Origin of the sequence: Amycolatopsis sp. NPDC047767 (assembly GCF_040704195.1) — a bacterium.
In the GTDB taxonomy this organism is placed as follows: Bacteria; Actinomycetota; Actinomycetes; order Mycobacteriales; family Pseudonocardiaceae; genus Amycolatopsis.
Genome location: NZ_JBEYSJ010000015.1, coordinates 194,306 through 217,979, shown reverse-complemented (window position 1 = coordinate 217,979; position 23,674 = coordinate 194,306). Strand labels below are relative to the sequence as shown.

27 protein-coding genes are annotated in these 23,674 nt (G+C 71.2%); 23 read left to right on the top strand and 4 right to left on the bottom strand.

The genetic code is table 11. From position 1 onward, the window contains the following. The first annotated feature begins 87 nt into the window (after positions 1-87). From AB0878_RS26670 to AB0878_RS26640, 7 genes are read left to right on the top strand one after another with little or no spacing between them, the layout of a single operon-like run. Positions 88-1,275 carry an ABC transporter substrate-binding protein gene (locus AB0878_RS26670; RefSeq protein WP_366582968.1) on the top strand — a complete coding sequence of 396 codons (1,188 nt, stop codon included), beginning with the start codon at positions 88-90 and terminating at the stop codon, positions 1,273-1,275. Between the two features lie 8 nt (positions 1,276-1,283). Further along, positions 1,284-2,162 carry a branched-chain amino acid ABC transporter permease gene (locus AB0878_RS26665; protein WP_220243261.1) on the top strand — a complete coding sequence of 293 codons (879 nt, stop codon included), beginning with the start codon at positions 1,284-1,286 and terminating at the stop codon, positions 2,160-2,162. After that, complete coding sequence (locus tag AB0878_RS26660) at positions 2,159-3,142, top strand: branched-chain amino acid ABC transporter permease (protein WP_366582967.1); 984 nt, start codon at positions 2,159-2,161, stop codon at positions 3,140-3,142. Before AB0878_RS26665 ends, AB0878_RS26660 begins: the two co-directional genes overlap by 4 nt. Beyond that, the gene (locus AB0878_RS26655; protein WP_366582966.1) at positions 3,139-3,912 is read left to right on the top strand and encodes an ABC transporter ATP-binding protein; all 774 of its coding nucleotides are present in this window, start codon (positions 3,139-3,141) and stop codon (positions 3,910-3,912) included. The genes AB0878_RS26660 and AB0878_RS26655 overlap by 4 nt, the downstream gene beginning before the upstream one ends. Beyond that, positions 3,909-4,688, top strand: coding sequence for an ABC transporter ATP-binding protein (locus tag AB0878_RS26650; RefSeq protein ID WP_366582965.1), 780 nt, complete (start codon positions 3,909-3,911; stop codon positions 4,686-4,688). The genes AB0878_RS26655 and AB0878_RS26650 overlap by 4 nt, the downstream gene beginning before the upstream one ends. A gap of 35 nt (positions 4,689-4,723) precedes the next feature. Next, on the top strand, positions 4,724-5,440 hold the full coding sequence (locus AB0878_RS26645) for an alpha/beta hydrolase (protein ID WP_366582964.1): 717 nt from the start codon (positions 4,724-4,726) through the stop codon (positions 5,438-5,440). Continuing rightward, positions 5,437-6,324 carry an alpha/beta fold hydrolase gene (locus tag AB0878_RS26640; RefSeq protein WP_366582963.1) on the top strand — a complete coding sequence of 296 codons (888 nt, stop codon included), beginning with the start codon at positions 5,437-5,439 and terminating at the stop codon, positions 6,322-6,324. The genes AB0878_RS26645 and AB0878_RS26640 overlap by 4 nt, the downstream gene beginning before the upstream one ends. Positions 6,325-6,336: 12 nt before the next feature. On the opposite strand, the gene AB0878_RS26635 is transcribed toward AB0878_RS26640, so the two are convergent. Both AB0878_RS26635 and AB0878_RS26630 read right to left on the bottom strand, forming a co-directional pair. Beyond that, complete coding sequence (locus AB0878_RS26635) at positions 6,337-6,984, bottom strand: DUF169 domain-containing protein (RefSeq protein ID WP_366582962.1); 648 nt, start codon at positions 6,982-6,984, stop codon at positions 6,337-6,339. Continuing rightward, entirely contained in the window at positions 6,944-8,659 is a 1,716-nt protein-coding gene (locus AB0878_RS26630; RefSeq protein WP_366582961.1) for a hypothetical protein, read from the bottom strand. The genes AB0878_RS26635 and AB0878_RS26630 overlap by 41 nt, the downstream gene beginning before the upstream one ends. A 188-nt stretch (positions 8,660-8,847) precedes the next feature. On the opposite strand from AB0878_RS26630, the gene AB0878_RS26625 reads away from it, so the two are divergent. From AB0878_RS26625 to AB0878_RS26580, 10 genes are all read left to right on the top strand, one after another. Then, positions 8,848-9,138 carry a DUF1330 domain-containing protein gene (locus AB0878_RS26625; protein WP_366582960.1) on the top strand — a complete coding sequence of 97 codons (291 nt, stop codon included), beginning with the start codon at positions 8,848-8,850 and terminating at the stop codon, positions 9,136-9,138. Positions 9,139-9,167: 29 nt separating this feature from the next. Further along, a complete protein-coding gene (locus AB0878_RS26620; protein ID WP_366582959.1) occupies positions 9,168-9,863 on the top strand; it encodes a Crp/Fnr family transcriptional regulator in 696 nt (231 codons plus the stop codon). Positions 9,864-9,896: 33 nt separating this feature from the next. Then, positions 9,897-10,799: an MBL fold metallo-hydrolase gene (locus AB0878_RS26615; RefSeq protein WP_366582958.1), complete on the top strand. Its 903-nt coding sequence runs from the start codon at positions 9,897-9,899 to the stop codon at positions 10,797-10,799. A 192-nt stretch (positions 10,800-10,991) separates the two neighbouring features. Then, positions 10,992-12,248 carry an MFS transporter gene (locus AB0878_RS26610; RefSeq protein ID WP_366582957.1) on the top strand — a complete coding sequence of 419 codons (1,257 nt, stop codon included), beginning with the start codon at positions 10,992-10,994 and terminating at the stop codon, positions 12,246-12,248. 162 nt (positions 12,249-12,410) lie between these two features. Continuing rightward, positions 12,411-13,439 (top strand): 3,4-dihydroxy-2-butanone-4-phosphate synthase, encoded by a 1,029-nt coding sequence (gene ribB / locus AB0878_RS26605; RefSeq protein WP_366582956.1) that lies wholly within the window; start codon positions 12,411-12,413, stop codon positions 13,437-13,439. Further along, positions 13,433-14,221, top strand: a complete 789-nt coding sequence (locus tag AB0878_RS26600; RefSeq protein WP_366582955.1) for an alpha/beta hydrolase — start codon at positions 13,433-13,435, stop codon at positions 14,219-14,221. Before ribB ends, AB0878_RS26600 begins: the two co-directional genes overlap by 7 nt. A 21-nt stretch (positions 14,222-14,242) precedes the next feature. Continuing rightward, positions 14,243-15,403, top strand: a complete 1,161-nt coding sequence (locus AB0878_RS26595) for an LLM class flavin-dependent oxidoreductase (RefSeq protein ID WP_366582954.1) — start codon at positions 14,243-14,245, stop codon at positions 15,401-15,403. Further along, a complete protein-coding gene (locus tag AB0878_RS26590) occupies positions 15,396-15,890 on the top strand; it encodes a flavin reductase family protein (protein ID WP_366582953.1) in 495 nt (164 codons plus the stop codon). Before AB0878_RS26595 ends, AB0878_RS26590 begins: the two co-directional genes overlap by 8 nt. A gap of 14 nt (positions 15,891-15,904) precedes the next feature. Beyond that, positions 15,905-16,240: a VOC family protein gene (locus AB0878_RS26585; RefSeq protein ID WP_366582952.1), complete on the top strand. Its 336-nt coding sequence runs from the start codon at positions 15,905-15,907 to the stop codon at positions 16,238-16,240. 86 nt (positions 16,241-16,326) lie between these two features. Then, the gene (locus AB0878_RS26580; protein ID WP_366582951.1) at positions 16,327-17,094 is read left to right on the top strand and encodes an SDR family oxidoreductase; all 768 of its coding nucleotides are present in this window, start codon (positions 16,327-16,329) and stop codon (positions 17,092-17,094) included. Between the two features lie 19 nt (positions 17,095-17,113). On the opposite strand, the gene AB0878_RS26575 is transcribed toward AB0878_RS26580, so the two are convergent. Next, the gene (locus tag AB0878_RS26575) at positions 17,114-17,641 is read right to left on the bottom strand and encodes a helix-turn-helix domain-containing protein (RefSeq protein ID WP_366582950.1); all 528 of its coding nucleotides are present in this window, start codon (positions 17,639-17,641) and stop codon (positions 17,114-17,116) included. 125 nt (positions 17,642-17,766) lie between these two features. Here AB0878_RS26575 and AB0878_RS26570 point away from each other — a divergent pair, with 125 nt between their 5' ends. Genes AB0878_RS26570 through AB0878_RS26550 form a run of 5 tightly spaced genes read left to right on the top strand, consistent with a single transcriptional unit; the run spans position 17,767 to position 21,304 of the window. Next, a complete protein-coding gene (locus AB0878_RS26570) occupies positions 17,767-18,072 on the top strand; it encodes a putative quinol monooxygenase (RefSeq protein WP_366582949.1) in 306 nt (101 codons plus the stop codon). 34 nt (positions 18,073-18,106) lie between these two features. Then, the gene (locus AB0878_RS26565) at positions 18,107-18,874 is read left to right on the top strand and encodes a hypothetical protein (RefSeq protein ID WP_366582948.1); all 768 of its coding nucleotides are present in this window, start codon (positions 18,107-18,109) and stop codon (positions 18,872-18,874) included. After that, a complete protein-coding gene (locus tag AB0878_RS26560; RefSeq protein WP_366582947.1) occupies positions 18,871-19,752 on the top strand; it encodes a haloalkane dehalogenase in 882 nt (293 codons plus the stop codon). Before AB0878_RS26565 ends, AB0878_RS26560 begins: the two co-directional genes overlap by 4 nt. Before the next feature lie 26 nt (positions 19,753-19,778). After that, positions 19,779-20,687: an NmrA family NAD(P)-binding protein gene (locus tag AB0878_RS26555; RefSeq protein WP_366582946.1), complete on the top strand. Its 909-nt coding sequence runs from the start codon at positions 19,779-19,781 to the stop codon at positions 20,685-20,687. Then, a complete protein-coding gene (locus tag AB0878_RS26550) occupies positions 20,684-21,304 on the top strand; it encodes a CGNR zinc finger domain-containing protein (protein ID WP_366582945.1) in 621 nt (206 codons plus the stop codon). The genes AB0878_RS26555 and AB0878_RS26550 overlap by 4 nt, the downstream gene beginning before the upstream one ends. A 29-nt stretch (positions 21,305-21,333) precedes the next feature. On the opposite strand, the gene AB0878_RS26545 is transcribed toward AB0878_RS26550, so the two are convergent. Next, complete coding sequence (locus tag AB0878_RS26545) at positions 21,334-21,861, bottom strand: helix-turn-helix domain-containing protein (protein ID WP_366582944.1); 528 nt, start codon at positions 21,859-21,861, stop codon at positions 21,334-21,336. Between the two features lie 56 nt (positions 21,862-21,917). Between AB0878_RS26545 and AB0878_RS26540 the strand changes: the two genes are divergently transcribed. Then, on the top strand, positions 21,918-23,501 hold the full coding sequence (locus AB0878_RS26540; RefSeq protein ID WP_366582943.1) for an MFS transporter: 1,584 nt from the start codon (positions 21,918-21,920) through the stop codon (positions 23,499-23,501). The last annotated feature ends 173 nt before the right edge of the window (positions 23,502-23,674 follow it).

The following is a 23,674-nucleotide window of genomic DNA, read 5'->3' as shown; positions in this document are numbered from 1 at the left end:
GGAACGCACGGCGAACCTGTGCCTTGACCCTGTTCTAAACCTCTGTTAGACAGAGCGCACTTCTTCATCGCAGAAGACTGGTGAACAATGACCGTTGCTGTTCAGTTCTCCCCGCCGTCGAGACCGTCCCCACCACGGCGCCGCTTCGGCTTCGTGTTCGCGGCTCTCGCACTCGCCACGGCCGGCTGCTCCGCCTCAGCCGCCTCCGACGGCTCCGCCTACACCCTGGGCCTCATCACCAGCCAGACCGGCACCGGCAGCCAGCTCGGCGTCGGCGAGCTGCAGGGCGCGCAGCTGGCAGTGGACCAGATCAACGCGCGCGGCGGCGTCAACGGCAAGCAGCTGCGGCTGCGCACCGCCGACGACCAGAGCAATCCCGCGCAGGCCGTGTTGCAGACGCGCAAGATGCTCGGCAGCGTCGACGCGCTCGTCGGGCCGTCGCTGTCGGGTCCGTGCCAGGCCGTGATCCCGCTGGCCTCCAGCGCGCAGCTGATCGACTACTGCCTTTCCCCCGGCGTGAAGCCGAAACCGGGCTCGTACCAGTGGTCGGCCAGCGCGCCGACCGACACGCTCGCCGAACGGCTGCTGGCGTACTGGAAGAGCCAGGGCATCACGCGCGTCGGGCTGATCTACACCACCGACGCGAGCGGCCTCGACGGCGCGCACGCGATCCAGTCGGCCGCCGCGCACACGGGCGTTTCCGTGGTGGGACAAGCCAGCTACAGCCCCACCGCGGTGTCGGTGACGTCTCAGCTGCAGGCCACCACCTCGGGCAAGCCGCAGGCGCTGGTGGTCTGGAGCAGCGGCGCCGCCGCGGGTGTCGCGTTCAAGGGCATCGACCAGATGGGACTCAAGCTCCCGGTCGCCACCACCGACGGCAACCTCACCTACGCGTTCCTGCGCCGCATCGCCGACTACACGCCGGAAACGCTGCTCATCCCGGCGACGCGCGACTTCTGGTTCCAGCAGCAGAACACCAGCACCGAGGTGCAGCAGCTGGAACGCGCTTACCACGACGAGTTCCGCGCCCGCTACGGCGCCGACCCCGACTTCGGCCCCGGCGTCGCCTACGACGGCGTGCTGCTCGTCGCGCAGGCGCTGGAGAAGGCTCACGGCGACGTCGCCGGAACCCGTGACGCGCTGGAGAGCCTGCGCGGGGTCTCGGGTGTCGTCGGCACTTATTCGTTCGCCCGGGACAACCACCGCGGGATCGGCGCCGACGACGTCGGCATCGTGCGCGCGACCGGTGGCCGGCTGACTTTCGTGGGGAGATGAGCACGGCCATGTCCGGACTGATCCAGGTCATCGTCGGCGGCCTCGCCGACGGGGGCGTGTACGCGCTGATCGCGCTGGGCGTCTCGCTCGTCTACTCGATCAGCCGCATCATCAACCTCGCCCAGGGCGGGTTCGTGGTGCTCGCGGCGCTGCTGGCCGTGTCCATCCAGCAGTGGCTGGGTGTGCCGCCGCTGGTCACCGTGGTGATCGTGGTGCCGCTCTTCGCGTTGCTCATGGCCGTGGTGGAACGGCTGGTGATGGCGCCGGCCGCGGCCCGCGCGACGCCGGACCGGATGCTGCTGGTCACCGTCGGCCTGTTGCAGGCCATCGGCGGGCTGCTGCTGCTCGTGTGGGGCAACCTGCCGTACACGATGCAGCCCTTCAGCGGCGACACGGCGATCACGATCGGCGGGGTGCGCATCGTGTCGCAGTACCTGTGGATCATCGGCGCGCTCGTGGTGACGGTGGCGGCGCTGTGGTTCCTGGTGCAGCGCACGAGCCTCGGGCTGACGATGCGCGCGACGGCGAGCAACCCGGAAGCCGCCGCGCTGCAAGGGATCAACGTCGGGCGCATCCGGCTGATCGCGTTCAGCCTCGCCGGCGCGATGGCGGCGCTGGCCGGCACAACGGTCATCCCGGCGACGTTCCTCCAGTTCTCCACGGTGACGCCGTACGCGGTCGCCGGGTTCATCGCGGCGGTCGCGGGTGGCCTCGGCAGCACGGCCGGCGCGGTCGTCGGAGGGCTGGTTCTCGGTCTGCTGCAAGGACTTTTCAGCCGCTACACCAGCGGCGACCTCGCGCAGGTGATCGCGATGGCCGTGCTCATCGTGCTCCTGCTCGTGCGACCGACCGGGCTGCTGGGCAAGACGAGCGAGGTGCGCCGATGACGACGCAGGAAAAGACCACCCCCACGACCGCGGCCCGCCCGCAGGTCCGCCGTGGCCGGTCGCCGCAGCGGCTGGTCCTCGCGGCCGTCGCCGTGGTGGTCGCCCTCGTGCTGCCGCTGCTGGTCCCGGGCTGGCTGGGCCTGCTCGTGATCGCCGGGATCTTCTTCCTGATCGTGCTCGGGCTCAACCTGCTCATGGGGTACGCGGGCCAGGTCTCGCTGGGACAGACGCTGTTCATGGCGATCGGCGGCTACGGCGCGGGGCTGCTCACGCTGCGCTGGCACTGGCCGACGCTGGTGGCGATGATCGTGATGGCCGTGGTCTCGGCGGCGGTCGCGGCCGGGCTCGGCACGGTGTTCCTGCGGCTGCGGGGCTACTACCTCGCACTGGCGACGCTGGGGCTGGCCGTGATCACCGAGTCGCTCGCGTCGGGGCTCACCGGGTTCACCGGCGGGCCCTCGGGTCTGGTCGGCGTGCCGAGCCTGCGCCTGGGCACGTTCGACGTGTTCAGCGACCAGGCCAACTACTACCTGCTGCTCGTGGTGTGCGGGCTCGGCGCGTGGTTCGTCGGCAACCTGCAGCGCTCCCAGACCGGGCGCGCGCTGTCAGCCATCGCCGCCGACCCCGCGGCCGCGACGATGCTCGGCATCAACGCGGCGCGCTACAAGACCAGCGCGTTCGTGGTCTCCGCCGTCTACGCCTCGCTCGGTGGCAGCCTCTACGCGTTCTACCTGCGGTTCATCTCGCCCGAGGTGGTCGGGGTGACGGTGGCGCTGAGCATCGTGATCATGCTCGCGCTGGGCGGCGCGCGCACGATCGTCGGGCCGCTGCTGGGCGCGCTCGTGATCCAGGGGCTGCCGGAGGTGGGGCAGAGCTTCGCGTCCTGGTCGCCGTTCGTGGCCGGGGTCGTGCTCATCCTCGTGATCACCTACCTGCCGCGCGGGATCTGGGGCGCGGTCAAGAAAGCGGTGCAGCGATGACCACCGAGACCCCGCTGCTGGCCGTGCACGGCCTGACCCGCCGCTTCGGCGGCGTGACCGCGGTCGACGACGTGAGCTTCACCGTCGCCCCCGGCACCGTGCGCGCGATCATCGGCCCCAACGGCGCCGGCAAGACCACGCTGCTCGACCTCATGACCGGGTTCACCGCGCCCGACGCCGGCCGCGTCGAGTTCGCCGGCCGCGACATCACCGGCATCCGCCCGCACCGGCTGCCCGGGCTCGGCCTCGCGCGCACCTTCCAGTCCGCGCGGCTGGTGGGCACGCTGACCGTACGCGAGAACGTGATGCTCGGCGGCTACCGCTTCACCCGCGCGCGGTTCCTCTCCGACGGCCTGCGCCTGCCGCGCACCCGCCGCGAGGAACGCGCGCTCGGCCGCCGCGCCGACGAGCTGCTGGAGTTCCTGGAGCTCGGCGCGTTCGCCGACAGCCTCGCGGGTGAGCTGCCCGCCGGGGCCCAGCGGCTGGTCGAGGTCGCACGGGGTCTCGCGGGCGGGCCGACGTTGCTGCTGCTGGACGAACCGGCGGCGGGGCTCGACGACACGGAGACCGGTGAGCTCGCGGCCGCGCTGCGGGCCGTGTGCGCGGGCGGCATCTCGCTGGTGGTGATCGAGCACAACATCGAGCTGGTCATGACCGTGAGCGACCACGTCACCGTCCTCGACGCCGGCCGCGTGATCGCCGACGACGTGCCGCAGCGCGTGCAGGCCGACCCGGCCGTGATCGAGGCCTATCTGGGAGTGAAGCCATGAACCTCACCGTGCGCGGCCTCGACGCCCGCTACGGCTCCACCCGCGTGCTGCACGACGTGTCCTGCGAGGTCCCCGACGGCAAGATGGTCGCGATGATCGGCGCCAACGGCGCGGGCAAGACCACGCTGCTCAAGTGCCTCGCCGGCCTGCACCGGCCGGCCGCCGGGGAGGTGACGCTGGGCGGCGAACCGGTCGCCGGGCTCGCCGCGCACGAGGTGGCGCGCCGCGGCGTGTGCCTGGTCCCGGCCGGGCGGCAGCTGTTCGGCGACCTCACCGTGGCGGAGAACCTGCAGGTCGGGCTGCACGGCACCGGGGTGCGCGGCACGGCGGTGACCGAGCGGCTGGAGCGCGTCTACGGCCTGTTCCCGATCCTGCGTGAGTTCGCCACCCGCCAGTCCGGGCTGCTGTCCGGCGGCCAGCAGCAGATGCTGGCCATCGCGCGGGCGCTCGTGCGGGAACCGAAGGTGCTGCTGCTCGACGAACCGTCGCTCGGCATCGCGCCCTTGCTGGTCACCGAGATCCTCGGCGTGCTGCAGCAGCTCGCGCGCGACGGCGTGACGATCCTGCTCGCCGAGCAGAACGCCGCCGCCGCGCTCGGCATCGCCGACCACGGCGTGGTGATGGAGAACGGCTCCATCACCCGCACCGACACCGCGGCGGCCCTGCTCGCCGACGACGACGTGAGCCGCCACTACCTCGGCACCGCCCGCGACGCCGTCGAGGTGGGGCACGCCCGCGCGTTGCCCGCCGGGTTGCGGGAACCGCTGCAGGCGTAAGACTGTCCACAGTAGATACTCAACGAGGAGCTCCCATGAAGATCGTGCTCGTCCACGGCGGGTGGCAGGGCGGCTGGGCGTGGGACGGCGTGGCCGAGCAGCTGCGCGCCGCCGGTCACGACGTGTTCGCGCCGACCCTGCGCGGGCAGGAGGACGGCGACGTCGACCGCTCCGGCATCACGCTCACCACCATGGTCGACGACCTGATCGGCCGGATCGAGGGCCAGGGTTTCGACCGGTTCGTCCTCGTCGGCCACAGCGGCGGCGGACCGGTGATCCAGCTCGTCGCGGAACGGCAGCCCGAACGCGTGGAGCGCACCGTGTTCGTCGACGCGTGGGTGCTGGCCGACGGCGAGTGCATCAACGACCTCCTGCCGGACGAGCTCGTCGGCGCGGTCACCGCGCTGGCCGGGCAGAGCAGCGACAACTCCGTGACGCTGCCGCCCGAGATGTTCCTGGGCGCGTTCCTGCAGGACGCCGACGAGGCGCTCGCCGCGAGCGTGGCCGCGCGGATCGTGCCGAGCCCGCTGGGCTGGCTCACCGAGCCCGTCCGGCTTTCGCGGTTCTTCACCTCGGGCGTGCCCAGCAGCTACGTTTTCCTGCAGCAGGACCAGGCCGTGCCGAAGACGGCCTACGAGCGGTCGGCGAACCGCCTGGCCGACCCGCGGATCGTCGAGTGCCCCGGCAGCCACGAGGCCATGCTCACGCACCCGGCGGAGCTCGCGAAGGCGCTGCTGCAGGCCACGGCGTGAGGCACCGCACCGGTTTCCTGGCACCGCTGTACTACGACGAGCTGCGGCCGGACCACGCGCCGGCGCGCAGTGTCGTCCTCGTGCACGGCGGCAGCGTGACCGGTGCGTGTTATCTGTCCACTCCGGACGGCCGCCCGGGCTGGGCCCACACGTTCGCCGGGCACGGCCACCGGGTGCTCGTACCGGACTGGCCCGGCACCGGGCGCAGCACGTCGCTGCCGCCGGACGAGGTCACGGGCGAGGTCGTCTGTGCCGCGCTCGGGGCGCTGCTCGAAGCGCAGGACGAGCCGGTGGTGCTCGTCGTGCACTCGATGTCCGGGCCGTTCGGGTTCCGCCTGCTGGCCACGCACGGGGACCGGATCGCCGCGCTGGTCGCGCTCGCGCCCGGCCCGCCCGGTGACATCCAGCCGGAGCCGGCCGTGCTGGAGGAGACCGCGGACGACGTCGAGATCCAGGGCCTGGCCCTGCGCTGGCGGCTCCCGAAGCGCGGCCTGTGGTGGCCGAGCGACGCGTTCGCCCGGGCGAAGATGATCGGCGCCAGCACGCGGTTTCCGGCCGACGCGGTGGCGACCTACAGCCGGCAGCTCGGCCCCATCCCCGCCGGGCTCCTTGCGCAGCGCCAGAATCTGCGCGGCAGCCAGCTGCGCGGGGCCGGCCGCTTCGACGGCAAGCCCGTGCTGGTGCTCACCGGCGACCGCGACACGGACCACCCGCGTGCGGCCGACGCCGCCACCGCCGAGTGGCTGTCCGCGCACGGCGCCGACGTCACCTACCGCTTCCTCGACGATCCGGAGCACACGGGCAACGGGCACATGCTGATGAGCGAGGACAACAGCGAGGCGCTGGCGGAGCTCGTCATCGGGTGGCTGGCCGGGGTTTCCTGAGCCCGCCCGGTCTCAGGCGAAGCGCTGCGCGTCGGCTCCCGCGTACTGGGCCATGCGCGCGTCGAGCCTGGCGTGGTGCTCGATCCGGTCGATCAGCTCGGGCAGCAGGGAGCCGGGGAACACGCACGTGGCCTCGTCGGCCCGGATTCCGGTGCGGGCCCGGCTGAGCGCGCACCCGACGCTGGCGGCGACCCGGCCCTGCTGGGCCATCGCGACGATGTGGCACTGCGGTTTGCCCTCGACCGGCAGGTCCGGCACGGCGTCCTTGACCGTCATGAGGCCGCGGGCGTTGGTGCGGATCAGCACGACGTCGGGGGTTTCGGTGACCGAGCCGAGCGGGGCGTAGTGCACCGACTCCGTGCGTTCGGCGACCACGGGCAGCGTCACCACGTCGTCGTGACCGACCCAGCCGGCTTCGAGCAGCGCTTGCACGTCGTCGTTGGCCGCGACCTCGTCCAGCGTGCGGAAGCCGTGGGTGAGGCTGCCGACGCTGCAGTTGGCGTGGTCGGCCGCGTAGGTCGTGACCGGCGCCTGTGCGCCCTGGATCCAGAACACGCAGCCGGCGGGGACGGCGCCGGTGCGGCCGTGTTCGTTGGCCGGTGCCGGCGGGAGGCCGGACTCAGCAGCAGGCGCAGGGTGGCCGGGGGATCGATCCGCCACCGAACGGAAGGTCAAGGCGACCGGCGGCGCCGCCAGGTGCAGCACCTTGGTCAGCCGGGCGGCGAGTGCCGGCCAGTCCGGAGTGGACACCGGGGTCGACGAGCTGGAGCCGGGGGTGGACATCGTGGCCTCGTTCCGTGCCGATGGGGATGGTGGTGGCAGTCGGTGGAGCTGGGAAGACCTGGAGCTCGTGGTCGCCGATGACGAGGTCGACCTCGATGGTGTGGCGGTCGAGCGCGCGCCAGCGTTCGTAAGGCGCGCCGTCGCAGCGCAGTACGCAGGTGGCCGTGTCGGCGAGCTGCGAGACGCGGAACGTGGTCGCGCGGCCCCGGTGTGACGACGTGGCCGCGTACGTGCCGATGTGCAGGATGCCGGTTTCGCCCTCGTTGTACGCCATGTCGATGCCGAGGTACGGGAAGTCCACTTCGGACACTGTGGGCTGGTCGAACTTCGCCAGGTTCGGCTCGGTGAACACGCGCGACCACGCCCCGGGCCCGCCGATCTCGGCCATCATCAGCAGCCCGTTGAGCTGGCCGCGGGGGAACGGCTCGTCGAGCCCGAAGCCCCAGCCGAAGTCGTCGGCCGCGGAGCCGAAGAAGCCGGGCCGGAAGTGCTCTTCCGCGTAGGCGTCGAGGTTCGCGAACGTGACGTAGTCGCCGAACTCGCGCGCCAGCACGATGCCCAGCAGCAGGAACCGCGGGTCCGGCAGGGAACGCACCGGGCGCGTCGGGTCGCTCCAGCCGATCTTGTCCACGGCGGTGCGGTACAGCGCTTCGGCCAGCACGGGGTTCTGCGGCAGCATGTACACCGCGATCGAGAGCCCCGACGTCGGGCCGGCGCGGTGGACGTAGTCGGCGAGCGGGTCGTAGTAGAGCGCGGTCCACTCGACGGTGCCGCCCGCGGTCATGCCGAGGTACCGCTGCCGCAGGATCTCGACCCAGTTGTCGTAGACCCAATGGTCGCCGCCGCCGGTGAGGATGTCGTGCATCCGCAGGCCCAGGCCGGCAGCGCTGAGGCAGTACGGCCAGATCTTGGTGTTCTCGCAGTGCGGGCCCTCGGGGCGTTCGGTCCACTGGCGGGTGAGCAGGGCGTTGATGCCGTCGTGGGTCCAGGAGTACGTGGTGTCGTCGAGGCCGGCGACGCTGAACGGCTCGTTCCACTTCCGGTCGCGCGAGACGTAGCCGTGGAAGCCGAGCAGCAGGTTGAGCCAGCCCTTGAAAAACAGGTTCCCCTCGGCACCGACGGGATCGGGGGCGAGGCCCCACGGTTCGACACCGTTGGCCGTCCAGCCGGGCATGTCGTACTCGCCGGCCAGGTGGCGGGGGAGCCAGAGCTTGATGAACTTCTCCGGGTAGCGCGCCCGGTCGGGGTCGTGCCCGATCTGGGTGAGCCAGTCGATGGCCGCCCAGTGCGTGGTGTGGCGGCTGAGCAAGCCGTCCATGATGTCGACGTACACCTCGCGCCAGGCGGGTGTCACGTCGGCCATCATCGGTACGGCGTAACTGGACTCGGAGAGGTCGAAGCGGGCGAAGTTCAGCACGGGCGGAGTGCTCTTGTCGTCCCACCACGGCGCGGGCCGGCCGCTCGAGGACCAGTCGTCCGGGGTCGTGGCCTTGCGGTGCAGGAACCGGAGCCAGCCGCGGGCGCGCCGGCCGAGCCGGTGATCGTCACCCATGGTCCGCTCCCTTCACCACTCGCGTTTGTACCACGGTTTTTCCGGCTTCTCCGTGGCCTTCTTCCCGGCGCGCCACCGCGGTCAACCGCCCGCGTAACCTGGGTTACTCGTGCCTTTGCCCGCCGGTGGCCGGCGTGTTTCTCTTCATGGCGACGTGCTGCTCTTGTCGGCGTTCAAGGAGGAACGAGATGAGTGTGTACATGCTGGCCGGGACCAACGTCCACGACCCCGAGGGCCACCAGGCCTACATCCGGGCCGCCACCGACAGCCTCGCCGGGTTCGACGCTTCGATCAAGGCTCTCTGCGACGACAACAAGACCGTCGAGGGCCGGGAGTCGCCGGGCCGGCTGATCCTCATCGAGTTCTCGAGCCGGGCCGAGTTCGACCGCTGGTACGAGTCGGAGACCTACACCGGCGTGCGGCCGTTGCGCCACGCCACGGCGGAAACCGACCACCTGTGGGTCACCGCGGACGCGTGAGGACCACGGCTCGCGAACGGGGAGCACCGGTGAAGGCTTCACAACGAGAACGCAGCGCGCGCGCCTGGCAGGCGAGCCCGCTCGCCGAGCTGCCGGGCGAGGTCCGCGACGCCCTGCTGGCCTCGTCGGTGGTGGTCGGGGTGCCGGCCGGACAGAGCATCGGCGAAGCCTACGCCGGGCCGACGTTCGCTCTCGTCCACAGTGGACATGTGCGCGTGCAGCTGGTGACGGCGGACGGGCGCACGGCCACCATCCGCTACGCCGGCGAAGGCCAGATCCTCGGCCTGCCCTCGGCCATCGCCGGCACCACCCCGTGGACCGCCTACGCCGTGACCGACTGCGACCTCACGATGATGAGCGGCGCGCTGCTGCGCGAGCTCGCCTCCGCGGACGCGGCCATCGCGTGGCACCTGGCCGGGCAGCTGGCGCAGATCTCGTTCGAGGTCATCGACGTGCTGGGCGGCAACATCTTCGAGCCCGTGCTGCAGCGCGTGTGCCGGCACCTGCTCGAGCTCGCCGAGCGCACCGACGAGGGGCTCGTGGTGGCGACCGACCAGCACGAGCTGGCGCAGTCGATCGGCTCGGTGCGGGAGGTCATCGCGCGGGCGCTGCGGACGTTGCGTGAGCAGGGCCTGATCGAGCGGACGCCCGCCGGGCTGCGGCTCGTCGATCCCGCCCGGCTGCACGAGATGGCCGCGGGCCACGGAGAACCGACCAAAGGCTGACGGGCCTTTCGGTGTAGTGGAAAGGAAATCTTCATGACCGATGCGACGATGTCCCTCGGGGACGTCACCCTCGACCGGGTCGACGAGTGGACCGGCAAGCTGTTCACGCGGCCCGACCTGCTGCCCGACTCGGACCGGCAGGCGTGGGAGGCGGAGCGGCGCTGGCTCGAACCGGACTTCTGGTCGCCGGACTCGGAGGACGCGTGGTTGTGCGCGCAGAGCTTCCTCGTCCGCAGCGGCGGCCGGACGATCCTGGTCGACACCGGGATCGGCAACGCGAAACCGCGTCCGGGCGTGCCGCCGTTCGACCACCTCGACACCGGCTACCTCGACAATCTCGCCGCGCTGGGCACCCGGCCCGAGGACATCGACCTGGTCGTGTGCACGCACCTGCACCCCGACCACGTCGGCTGGAACACCACGCTGGAGGACGGCGAGTGGCGCCCGACGTTCCCGAACGCCACGTACCTGCTGCCCAAGGTCGACTTCGACTACCTGGCCGAGATGGCGAAGTCCGCCGACGCACCGGACCCGTTCGGCTACGTGACCACGTTCCACGACAGCGTGCTGCCGGTCGTGCAGAACGCGAAGTCCCAGCTGTGGGACGGCGAAGAGCACGTGATCGACGACGCGCTGCGGCTCGTGGCGTCTCCGGGGCATTCGCCCGGGGCGTGCGTGGTCACCATCTCGTCGGGCGGCGAGCACGCGCTGCTCGCCGGTGACCTCGTGCACCACCCGATGCAGATCCTGGACCCGGGGCAGCGCAACGCACTCGACGCCGACGGCGAAACGGCGGCGCGGTCGCGCACCCGGCTGCTCGGGTGGGCGGTGGAGAACTCCGCGCCGGTGTACGGCGGGCACTTCCCGGGTGGGCGGGGTGCGCGGATCAGCAACGCCGGCGGTGCGTTCCGCATCGATTCCTGGACGTCGCTCTGAGACTTGCCGCTTTGGTGGCAGGAATGTTTTTCGATTACTAATCCGGCCAAAAGTAGGCCGACCTCTACGCGGCACGTAACTGTTGCCACGAAGCCATTCGGCCGTGACTGTGGTCGGATTAGTATCAATCGAAACAGTGCCAGGGGGGTCGCAGCTGGATCGTTTTTCCCGAATCCCTGAGGGAGTATCGCTGTGCCTGGATCGACGAAGCTCCACGGTTGGCATCTGATCACGACTGTCGCCGCCTTGACCATTTTCGCCGAGGGGTACGACATCGTCGTCTTCGGCGTCGTTCTGCCCGGGCTCCTGGTGGAGCCCGGGTGGAACCTCTCCACATCGGCCGCCGGGCTGATCGGGAGCGCCACCTACCTCGGCATGCTCATCGGCTCTGTCGCGAGTGGACGGTTCGTCGACCGCTTCGGCGCCCGGCGAATCCTCCTGACGATGACGGTGTTCCTCGCTCTGGCGGTGGCGGCCTGTGCGGTCGCGCGGTCGCCGATCGAGCTCGGCGTGTTCCGGTTCGTGCTGGGCCTGGCCGTGGGCGGCAACATCCCGGCCGCGATCATGGCAGCCCGCGTCTCCGCTCCGTCCGCGAGGATGAACCTGGCGCTGACGTGGATCAGCTCCGGCATCCTCATCGGCGGCGCCGGCGCGTCGCTGATCGCCATCCCCGTGCTGCCGACCCTCGGCTGGCGGGCCCTGTTCTGGATCGGGGCGGGGATTTCCCTGGTGGCCTTGGCCGCCACCGCGCTGGTCATCCCGAAACACCCGGCCGCGGGCGGCGTCCGACCTGCGAAGGTCCGGTTCGCCCAGGTCATGACGGCCCGGCACCGGCGCCTGCTGATCGCCTGCATCCTCGCGACGACCGCGAACATGCTGGTGTGGAACGGGATGTCGACCTGGCTCACGACGTCCATGAAGGAACTCGGCTACACCCTGACGTCGTCGCTGCAGTTCAGTCTCGTGCTGACGGTCTCGGCGCTGATCGGTTCGCTGGCGTTCGGGCTCTTCGCCGACCGGGCCGGTGCCCGGACCGCCGGGCTGCTGTCGACGGGGCTGGGGCTGATCGGGCTGCTGGGCTGCGTCGTCGGCGCGAGCACGCCGGGGATCGCGTGGATCGCGGTGGCCCTGCTGGGCGCCGGCGCGGGCTCGACCACGACGATGATCGGCAACGTGGTGGCCATCGGCGTGCCCGCTCCCGTGCGGGGCACCGCTTTCGGCCTCAACAACGGCCTCGGCCGCGTCGGGGCGATCTTCGGGCCGCTGACGGGCGGCTGGATCATCGGCGCGACGGTGGGCCCGGCGTGGTTCTTCGCCTTCTGCGTGCTGGTGCTGGTGTTGTGCGCGGCGGCCCTGGCGCTGGTTCCCCGGCCTGGTGCGCCCGCTGACGGTGCTTCCGTGACACCGCACGGAGACGCGGACCGGCAGGACATTCCCGCGGCGCAGTAGGAAAACGGGTGAGGGGCGGTGCCGGGTCCGGCACCACCCCTCACGTGTCCGCACAGCTGCGCACCCGCCGAGCTTCCGGTCACCGCGCAGGTGAACGCAAGTCACAGACGAACCCCCGTTCGCGGAGCACCATCGCCTGGACAACGACGTTTGGAGGCGGTGATGACCGGACCACGAGTGGACGCGGCGCTCGCCGCGCTCCGGGCCGGCGCGCTCGTGCTGCTGCTGGACGACGACGATCGCGAGGCCGAAGGCGATCTCGTCGTGGCCGCCGAGCACGCGGACCCGGCCGTGGTGAACACGATGATCACCCACGGGCGCGGCCTGCTGTGTGTGGCCGTCGACGGAGCCACCACGGATCGGCTGCGGCTGCAACCCATGGTGAGCCGCAACGACGCCCCGCACCACACCGCGTTCACGGTCTCGGTCGACATCGCCAACGGCGGCACCGGGATCTCCGTGAAGGACCGCAGCGCCACGCTCAAGGCCATCGCCGATCCCGGCAGCCGGCCCGAGGACTTCGTGCGGCCCGGCCACATCTTCCCGCTGCGCGCCGACCCGGGCGGCTCGTTCGCCCGGCGCGGCCACACCGAAGCGTCGCTCGACCTGGTCACGCTGGCCGGGCTGCGGCCCGCCGCGGCGATCTGCGAGGTCCTCGACGAGGCCGGCGAGCCCGCGCGCCGGCCGTACCTGACCGCGCTGGCGCAACGTCTCGGGATCCCGATCCTCGACGTCGCCGACGTGATCGCCCACCGCGCCCACCAAGGCGTGACGCGGGTGGTCGAGACCGTGCTGCCCTTGCCGGAAGGGCGGTTCCGCACCCTCGGCTACCGCGACGTGCTCGGCGGCGAACACCTGGCCCTCGTCCTCGGCGAGCCCGCCGGGCACGACGACGCACCGGTCGCCGTGCACGTCGAGTGCGTGCTCGGCGAAGCCCTCGGCTCCCGGCTCTGCGGGTGCGAGGACCAGCTCCACACGGCGCTGCGCCGGGTCGCCGACGCCGGCCGCGGCGCCGTGCTCTACCTGCGCCCCGGCGCCGCCGTCGGCCCGGCCCGCCGGCTGCGCGGCCCCCTGGCCACCCACCAGGCCCTCGACCCCCACGACGAGTGGCTCAGCGCCGGGATCGCCCGCGATCTCGGCCTGCGCCTCCCCGTTCCCTCCGAAGCTGCGAAAGGACCGCACGCATGCTGACCCTCACCGACGAGACCACCGGGACCACCGTGTCCGACGGGGTGGTTCTCGACGTCACCACCACCGGCTCGGGCCCCACGGCGTTGCTGCTGCACGGCGTCGAAGGCGTGCGCGACGACCGGGGCTTCGCCGAGCACCTCGGCGCGACCAGCACGGTGCTCGCCCCCAGCCACCCCGGCTTCGACCTCTCGCCCCGGCCCGAATGGCTCGACAGCGTCGAAGACCTCGCCTACGTCTACCTCGACTGGCTGGACCGGATCGGCGCGCACGACGTCACGCTGGTCGGCTGCCAGTTCGGTGGCTGGCTCGCCGCGGAGATCGCCATCCGCTCCACCGCCCGGCTTTCGCGCGTGGTGCTGGTCGACCCCGTGGGCATCAAGACCGGCGGCCCGACCGACCGGGAGATCGCCGACGTCTTCCACCTCACGCGCGAAGAGCTCGACGCGCGCACCTTCCACGACCCGGCCGCCGGCCCGGGCGACCTCACCGCGGCCGAGCGCGACACCGTGCTGCGCATCGCCCGCAACGAGGAAGCCCTGGCCTGCTACGGCTGGGAGCCCTACCTGCACAACCCGCGCCTGCGCCGGTGGCTGCACCGCATCGACGTGCCCACCCTGGTGGTGTGGGGCGGTTCGGACCGCATCGTGACCCCGGACTACGGCCGCGCGTTCGCCGAGGCCATCCCCGGCGCGCGGTTCGAGGTGCTCCCGGGCGCGGGGCACCGGCCCCAGGTCGAACGCCCCGCCGAACTGGCCGAACTCATCCGCGACTTCTCGCGCTGACCCGATTTCGGAGACGATCCCATGGAATTCTGGCACTTCAGCGAAACCGCCTACCCGTACCTGCCCCCGGAGGACACCTACGAGTCCGTCCGCGTCCAGCTGCCCAACGGCGTGATCGACCCGGAGCGTGCGGCGCAGCTCTGGGACCGTTACCTCGCCGAGTGGCAGGTGGCGGACCAGGCCGGCCTGAACGTGATGATCAACGAGCACCACCAGACGGCGACCTGCCTCGACCCGGCCGCCCCGGTCATCGCCGGCGTGCTGGCGCGCACCACCGAGCACGCCCGCATCCTGATCCTGGGCAACCCCATCGCCAACCGCAAGGACCCCGTCCGCGTGGCCGAGGAGATGGCGCTGGTCGACGTGCTCAGCCGCGGCCGGCTGGAAGTCGGCTTCGTGCGCGGGGTGCCGTACGAGGTTTCGGCGGTGAACAGCAAGCCGGTGATGATGAGCGAGCGGATGTGGGAGGCGCACGACCTCATCCTCAAGGCGTGGACGACGCACGACGGCCCGTTCAACTGGGAGGGCCGGTTCTTCCAGCAGCGCCACGTGAACATCTGGCCGCGCGCCTACCAGCAGCCGCACCCGCCCGTCTGGGTCACGGCGATGACCGCGCCCAGTGCCGCCCGGATCGCGGAGAACGGCCACGTGATCGCGTCGTTCCTCACCGGCTTCGACGGCACCCGGAAGGTCTTCGACGCCTACCGCGCCAAGTGCGCGCAGCTGGGCCGGCCAGTCCCCGGTGACGACCGCTTCGCCTACGCCGCCCTGGTCTACACGGGACAGACGGACGAGGAAGGCCTGGCCGGGGCGGAAAAGCTGATGTGGTACGTCAAGGCCAACAAGGTGCCGTTCCACCACGTGCAGCCGCCGGGGTACACGCCGTACTTCGTGCGCGCGGCGGGGCTGGCCGGGGAACGCTCGGCCTACGACTTCAACACCATGACGCTGCAGGACATGATCGACGGCGGGATCGTGTTCGCCGGCAGCGCCGACACGGTGCGCGGGCAGATCGAGCGGTTCTACGAGCGCGTCGGCGGCTTCGGGCACCTGCTGCTCATGGGCCAGGCCGGGTTCCTGGAGCACGAGGAGACGGTGCGCGGCATCGAGACGTTCGCCAGTGACGTCAAGCCGAAGCTCGCCGGGCTGTCGACGGCGGCCGCGGGGGCGGGCCGTGGCTAGCGGCGGCGTCGGCGCGGACGAGCTGCGCCGGACCTGCGGGGCGTGGCCGACCGGTGTCGCCGTGGTGACGAGCGCCGGGCCGGACGGCGCGCCCGTCGGCCTCGCGGTGAACTCGTTCACCTCGTTGTCGCTCGACCCGCCGCTGGTGTTGTTCTGCGCCGCGCTGTCGTCCACGACGTGGCCGCACATCCGGTCCGCCGGCCGGTTCCTGGTGCAGATGCTGGCCGCCGACCAGCACGACGTCGCCCGCGTGTTCGCACGCTCCGGCGGCGACAAGTTCGGGGGCCTGGCCTGGCACCGGCGCGACGGGCTGCCCGAGCTCGACGGGATCGCGGCGGTGCTGAGCTGCTCGATGGACGGCGTGTACGCCGGCGGCGACCACGAGATCGCCGTCGGCCGCGTCGAAGCCGTCGAGACGTTCGGCCGCCGGCCGCTGGTGTTCCACGACGGCGACCTGCACGCCCTGCCGCTCGCCCGGGCGAGCTGAGCCAAGGAGACGGTGTGAACTCGATCAGGTTCTGCGTCTTGCCAGTGTCCGATGTGGCCACTTCGCGGGCCTTCTACGCCGCGCTCGGCTGCGTCGAGCGCGGGGTCGACGGCGATCGGTGGGCCGGGGTGTCCTCCGACCACGTGGCGCTTTCCCTGTGTGGCCCGGCCGATACGAAACGTCCGGCCCAGCCCGCGTTCGCCGTGCTGGTCGACGATCTGCCGGCCGCGCTGGCCCAGGCGCTCGCGGCCGGTGGGCGGACGTTGCCGGGCGACGACGGGCACGTCCGGCTGACCGATCCGGACGGCAACCACGTGATGCTGATCGAACGGGGAACGCCTCCGGGCTGACGCGGTTGCGCCGAAGCTCCTGCCCGGCCGATGTCCACTGTGGCCCGACCAAGCCCGAACCCTTTTATCCGACAAGGAGAACCACCATGTCGTCCGTCCTCATCACCGGCGCGTCCAAGGGCATCGGCCGCGCCATCGCGATCGAGCTGGCCGGGCGCGGGCACCGCGTGATCGCCACCGCCCGCCGTCCGGAGGCGCTCGCCGACCTGCCCGTCGACCAGCGCCTGCGCCTCGACGTGACCGATCAGGAAAGCGTCGACGCGGCCATCCGCGAAGCCGGCGAGATCGACGTCGTGGTCAGCAACGCCGGGGAAAGTGTCCGCGCACCACTGGAAAGCGTGCCGCTCGACGAGGTCGCGCGGCTGTTCGAGCTCAACACGCTGGGCGCGCTCCGGGTGGTGCAGGGCGTGCTGCCGGCCATGCGCGAGCGGGGTTCGGGCCGGCTGGTGTTCGTCTCCAGCATCCAGGGCCGGATGGTGCTGCCGATGATCGGCCCGTACGGCGCGACCAAGTGGGCGCTGGAGGCGCTCGCCGAGACGCTCGCCATCGAGACCGGCCGCTTCGGCATCCGGGTGAGCCTCGTGGAGCCGGGCGCGGTCTCCTCCGGCGGCGGCGAACGCGCCAAGGTGCACGTGAAGGACGACGACCCCTATTCGGGGCTGTACCGGCAACTCCCCGTGCTGCGCGGTGAGGTCGTGACGCCGGAGTCGGTGGCCGCGACGGTCGCCGACACCATCGAGCAGCCCGAGCCGCCGCTGCGCGTCCCCGCCGGTGCGCCCGCGAAGCAGGTGCTGGAGGCGCGGAAGGTGGCGCCGGAGGACAAGCCGTTCGTGGCCGTGCCCCTCGACTGGTAGCCGGCCCGTCGACCGGCGGTCAGCCGCGCGACGCCGGGATCGGCTCGAGGAGCCGCCGCGGGACGTTGAGCGCGGCGGACACCGGGTCGAGCTCGGCGCCGGTCGGCGTGAAGCCGGGGCCGGGTTCGATGCGGGTGTCGGCGGGCGCGACGAGCTCGCCGCACTTCTCGCACCGGCCCTCGTGGTCGAGCAACGCGCCGTCCGCGTCGTGGCGCAGCGCGCGCTTCACCCCGGCCGGCGAGTAGAAGTCGTCACCCCAGTTGATGAGCGAGCGGACGATCGGCCACAGTGCGACGCCTTTGTCGGTGAGCACGTACTCGACGGTGCCCGCGCTCTCGTCGCGGGTGAGCACGCCTTCGCGGACGAGGAGCTTCAGCCGGGCCGTCAGCACGGCGCGGGGGATGCCGAGCTGGGTCGCGAAGTCCCCGAAGCGGCGGACGCCGTAGAACGCGTCGCGCACGATGAGCAGGGTCCACCGCTCACCGACGATCTCCAGGGCTCGCGCCAGGGAGCAGTTGCGGTCCGCGTAGGTACTGGGAAGGGACATACGGGCAGTCTACTCCGCCAGTTCGCTCACTGAACTGGAGTTGTGCTACAGTCGGCCGCAGTTCATTGACTGAACTGCGTTTGCCTCTGTTGCTCACCCTCTGTCTGATCCCAGGAGAACCAGCGATGTACCAGTTCCTCGTTTCCTTCACCGTCCAGCCCGGCCACCGCGACGACTTCGTGCGCGTGGCCCGCAAGACCGGCGTCGACTCCCTGGCCAACGAGCCCGGCTCGATCCGCTTCGAGGTCATCGCGGACGAGGAGAACCCGGACGTCTTCTACCTCAACGAGGTCTACGCCGACGTCGAGGCGTTCAACACCCACGCCCAGGGCCCGTACTTCGGCGCGTTCTTCGCCGAGGCGAGCACCTACGCCGAGGGTCCCGTGTGGCTCATGAAGGGCAACCTGGTCGACGACAAGGCCGCCGTCTGAGTCTGCGCGCAGGACCGGCGGAAGGGCGGGATCGGTGAACGACGGTCAGCGCACCGGGTTGCTGGACCTGGTGCTGGAAACGCACGGCGGCCGCGAGCAGTGGAGCAGAGCGCGGACGATCCGGGCGCACCTGCACATGGTCGGTCCCACGTGGACGGGCCTCGGCCAGGAGAAGACGTTCGCCGGTGTCGACCTGGCCGTCGACGTACACCGGCAGCGCACGGTGTTCGCCGACTTCACCGGCCGCGGGCTGCGCGGGGTGTACACGCCCAAGCGCGTCACGATCGAAGACGCCGACGGTGCCGTGCTCCAGGAACGCCGCACGCCGCGCGAGTCCTTTCCGCCGCGCGCCCGCGGGATGAGGTGGGACGCGTTGCACGCCCTGTACTTCGCGGGGTACGGCATGTGGAACTACCTCACCAACCCGCACCTGCTGACGCTGCCCGGCGTGCGGACCGAGGAGCTCGAGCCGTGGCAGGGCGGCGGCCACCACTGGCGGCGGCTGCACGTCACGTTCCCCTCGCACCTGGCCACGCACAGCACGCAGCAGACGTTCTACTACGACGAACGCGGCCTGCAGCGCCGCGTCGACTACGCGCCCTACGTGCTCGGCAACCTGCCCGCGACGCACCACACGGAGGCGCACCGACGGGTTTCCGGCCTGGTGTTCCCGACACACCGCTACGTGCTCCCCATCGTGGACGGAAAGCCTGCGTCCCGGCCGACCATCATCGTCGACTTCAGCGACCTCGCCGTCGAGTTCTCCGGCGAAGCACTGTCCTTCGAGGGAGGGCGAGAGTGAACACCAAACCGTACGCAGAGAAGAAGTTCGCCGAGATCGACGGGGTGCGCATGGCGTACCTCGACGAGGGCGAGGGCCCGGCCATCGTGTTCCAGCACGGCAACCCGACCTCGTCCTACCTGTGGCGCAACGTGATGCCGCACCTGGCGGGCCAGGGCCGGCTGATCGCGTGCGACCTCGTCGGCATGGGTGACTCCGGCCGGCTGGAACCGTCGGGCCCTGACCGCTACTCCTACTTCGAGCAGCGGGAGTACCTGTTCGCGCTGTGGGAGCACCTCGACCTCGGCGACGACGTCGTGTTCGTGGTGCACGACTGGGGTTCGGCGCTCGGCTTCGACTGGGCGTACCAGCACCAGGACCGGGTCGCCGGGATCGCGTACATGGAGTCGATCGTGGCCCCGATGACGTGGGCCGACCGGCGGGAGTCCTTCCGCGGCACGTTCCAGGGTTTCCGCTCTCCGCGAGGGGAAGCGATGATCCTCGACGGCAACGCGTTCGTCGAGCAGGTGCTGCCGGGCGCGGTTCTGCGCGAGCTGAGCGACGAGGAGATGGCGGTCTACCGTGCGCCGTACCGCACGCCGGGGGAGAGCCGCCGGCCCACGTTGAGCTGGCCGCGCCAGCTGCCCATCGAGGGTGAGCCGGCCGACGTGGTGGCGGTGGTCGAGCGGTACGGCCGGTGGCTGGCGACCTCGGCCGTGCCCAAGCTGTTCGTCAACGCCGAACCCGGCGCCATCCTCGGCTCCCGCCAGCGGGAGTTCTGCCGGGCCTGGCCCAACCAGACGGAAATCACGGTGCCCGGCATCCACTTCGTGCAGGAGGACAGCCCGGACCTGATCGGCTCCGCGGTCTCGGAGTTCGTCCGCGACCTGTCCCGATGACTTCCCGTAGTGCGAAAGGTGTTGCAGTGTCCCACGACGACAGGCTGTTCCTGATCACCGGCGCGACCGGCAAGACCGGGGGCGGCGCGCTCAAGCTGCTGCTCGAAGGCGGCCACCGCGTCCGGGCGATGGTCCATCGCGACGACGACCGCTCCCGCGCGCTGGCCGAGGCCGGTGCCGAGGTGGTCGTGGCCGACCTGCACGACCTCGACGGCATGACCACCGCGCTGCGGGGCGTCACCGGCGCGTACTTCTGCCACCCGATCCTGCCGGGCCTGGTGGAGTCGACCGTGATCTTCGCGCAGGCCGCGACCGAGGCCGGGGTGCGCTCGGTGGTGAACATGTCCCAGATCTCGGCCCGCCGGGAGGCCGGCAGCAACGCCGCGCGCCAGCACTGGCTGTGCGAACGGCTGCTGGACCGGACCGACCTGCTCACCACCCACATCCGCCCGACGTTCTTCGCCGAGTGGCTGAAGCTGTGGTGGGAGAAGCGCGACGGCGAGGGCTACTTGCGCCTGCCGTTCGGCGAGGGCCGCCACGCGCCGATCGCGTCGGCCGACCAGTCGCGCGTGATCGCCGCGCTGCTCCTGCAGCCCGAACCGCACAACCGCGCGGCGTACTCGTTGCACGGCCCGGTCGAGATGAACCACCACGACATCGCCAAGGCCATGGCGGCCGAGCTGGGCCACCCGGTGCACTACGAGCCGATCAGCGTCGAGGAGTTCGCCGCTTCGGGGCTGCAGCGGGGCACCGACGCGCACCTCGTGCAGCACCTGTCGAACGTCGCGATCGACTACCGCAACGGCGTGTTCTCCGGCACGAACGACGTCGTCGAGAGGGTCGGCGGACGGCCGCCGCTCTCGGTCGAGGAGTTCGTCCGGGCGAACCGCGCCGACTTCGTGACCAGCGGGCCGCGTTTCGTTCCCGCTCCGTGACGGGGGCGATCTCGTCCGAGCTGCCTGGCTTCTCCCTGGCTTGGCCGGCCGGTGAGCGGTTCGGCATCGCGGCCGCGCCGGGTGGCCTGGCGCTCGTGCAGGACCTGCTGAACACGCGGCCGAGCCCGGCGAAAGGGTTCGTCGATCTGCTGTCCACAGTGGCCTCGGCGCAGCGCTGGGCGGCCGCGGCGATGGCGGAGTGGGCGGAAGCCGGAGGCCATCGCCGACGTCGGGTGCGGCTGCGGACCGCGGATGTCGGCGAACTCCGTCAGTTGCGCGAACAGCTCGCGGCCGTTGTGCGGACCGACGGCGAGCCGGTGCTGCCAGCGTTGTCCGGGCTGACGGTCGCCGCGGGCACCGCCCCCGACGGCCGGCTGGACCTCGAACCGGCCGGGAGCGGCTGGCAGCTCGTCGGCGGTGCGGTGCTGCTCGAGATCCACCGCGCCGACGGGCTGGACGAATGGCGGCGCCTGAAGACCTGCCGCAGCTCGGCGTGCCCGATCGCGTTCTATGACCGGTCCCGCAACAACAGCCGCGTCTGGCACGACGTCAAAGTCTGCGGCAACATCGCCAACCTGCGGGCTTCCCGCGCCCGGCGCCGGCGGTCGGCGCCGTGAGCCGGTCCATTCGCGACAGCCGGGGGAGGCTACGCCCGCCGCGTCCGCTTGGCCTCGCGAGAGATCCGCGCCTCGGTGTCCGCCATGGTCACGTCGTGGCCCGCCGCGCAGCGGACGGCGGCGAGAAGCGGTTCCCCGCAGCCGGCGTGCACCAGCTCGACACCGCCGGTCGGGCCCGCCAACGTGGCGCCCCAGCTCATCATCGCGACCACCACGGGGAACAGCGAGCGGCCCCGCTCGGTCAGCACGTACTCGTGGCGGGTGCGCGACCCGGGCTCGCGGTAGGGCTGCTGGCGCAGCAGGCCGTCGTCCACGAGCTGCTTGAGCCGTTTCGCCGCGACGGCGTCGCTCAGCCCGGTGCGCCGGGTGAGCTCGTCGAAGCGCCGGCCGCCGTAGAACGCCTCGCGCAGCAGGATCATCGCCGACCGCGTGCCGACGAGCTCCAGCGCGCGCTCGATCTTGCACCAGCCCTCGGCGGTCCACGCGTCGCGGTCGACGAACCCGCCGACCCGCGTCACGACGGGAAGGTCCGCCTCGGGCTCCTGTGTGTGTGCCATGACCGACACTGTACCTGTCTAGCGTTCACCATAGTCAGGCTGCTAGCGTGCTGGCTATGTCTTTGGAAAGTCAGCAGGTGGCCATGGCCAGGTCAGGGGCCGCGAGACCCGGAACCGAAGCTCCCTCGCGCGGCCGGTGGTGGGCGCTGGCGGTGGTCTGTCTCGGCGTGATGATGGCGTTCGTCAACGTCTCGTCGATGATCTCCGCACTGCCGGCCATCCAGTCCGATCTGCACACGTCGTCGGCTCAGCTGGTGTGGGTCAGCAGCGCGTACACGCTCGTCGTGGTGAGCCTGGTGCTCACGGCGGGCACGCTGGGCGACCTGATCGGCCGCCGCGCCGTGTTCCTCGCCGGGGTGGTGGTGTTCGCCGCGAGCAGCGCCCTGGCGTTCTTCTCCGACAGCGCGGGCCTGCTGATCGCGGCCCAGGCGCTCATGGGCGTCGGCGGCGCCGCGATCCTGCCCGCCAGCCTGTCGATCGTCAGCCACTCCTTCACCGATCCGCGCGAACGCACGAGCGCGATCAGCGTGTGGGCGAGCTGTTCGGGGCTGGGGCTGGCGATCGGGCCGCCGGTGGCAGGGATCCTCCTCGACCACTCGAGCTGGCACGCGGTGTTCCTGACCAACGTCGTGCTCGGCGTCGTCGCGATCGCGCTGACGCCGGTGCTGGTGGCGGAGAGCAAGCACCCGACCCGGCGGCTCGACCCGGCCGGCGTGGTGCTGGGCACGATCGTCGTCGCGTCGGCGACCTACGCGATCATCGAAGGCGGGTCCGTCGGCTACGCGGCCGCACAGATCATCGCCGTGTACGTGGTTTTCGCGGTGTCGCTCGCGGCGTTCGTCCGCGTCGAGCTGCGACACCACGACCCGATGCTGGACCTGCGGCTGTTCAAGAGTTCCTCGTTCGCGGCGGTCATGGGGGTCGCGACCACCACGATGTTCGGCTTCGTCGGGATCTCGCTGGTGAGCGTGCTTTATCTGGAACGCGTGCAGCACCTCGGCGCGCTGGCCACCGGCGTGCGGATGCTGGTCATGTTCGGCACCTACATCGTGGTCAGCGCCGTGGCCGCCCGGCTCGTGCGGCGCATCGGCTTCGTCACCATGCTCACCGGCGGACTGGTGATCATGGGGGCCGGCGCGCTGCTGCTTCTGGTCACGGGGCCGACGCCGGGGTTCGGGCAGGTGTGGCCCGGCCTGCTGATCGTCGGGTTCGGTTCCGGGCTGCTCGTGGCGCCCTCGACCGCGGCCGCGGTGAACAGCGTCCCCACGCAGCAGGCGGGTATGGCCAGCGCCGCGGTGAACATGTTCCGGCAGCTGGGCAGTGTCCTCGGCCCGAGTGTGCTGGGCACGATCGTCACGACGAAGTTCCCGAAGAACCTGTCCGACCGGCTCCTCGACGCCCGGGTGCCCGTCGGGGTGACGCGCCGGATCGTGGACGGTGCGAGCCACGGCGGCAGCACCGCCGGAGTCCCGGCTTCCTTGACGACCACGGTCACGAGTTCCGTGGCCTCCGCGTTCACCGACGCTGTCCACGTGGGACTGCTCGTGGGCGGAGTCGTCCTCGTGGTCATGGCGGTTCCGACCGTGGCCTTCGTGCGGCACACGGCCGCCCGCCGTCGCTCGGAAACAGCGTCGGCCTGACCGGTTCGTTCGCCGCGCCGATCTTCTGCCGACGGTGGTCCGTTCACCGGATTTGCCGAAAACGCCAATCGAAAAGCGCGATTCATTCACGAAAAACCGTCCTGGCAGAGTGGTCAGGACGGCCTTTGTGCTGCCCGTTTCCGGGAATTTCGCCGGGCGGAAAGAATACTTGA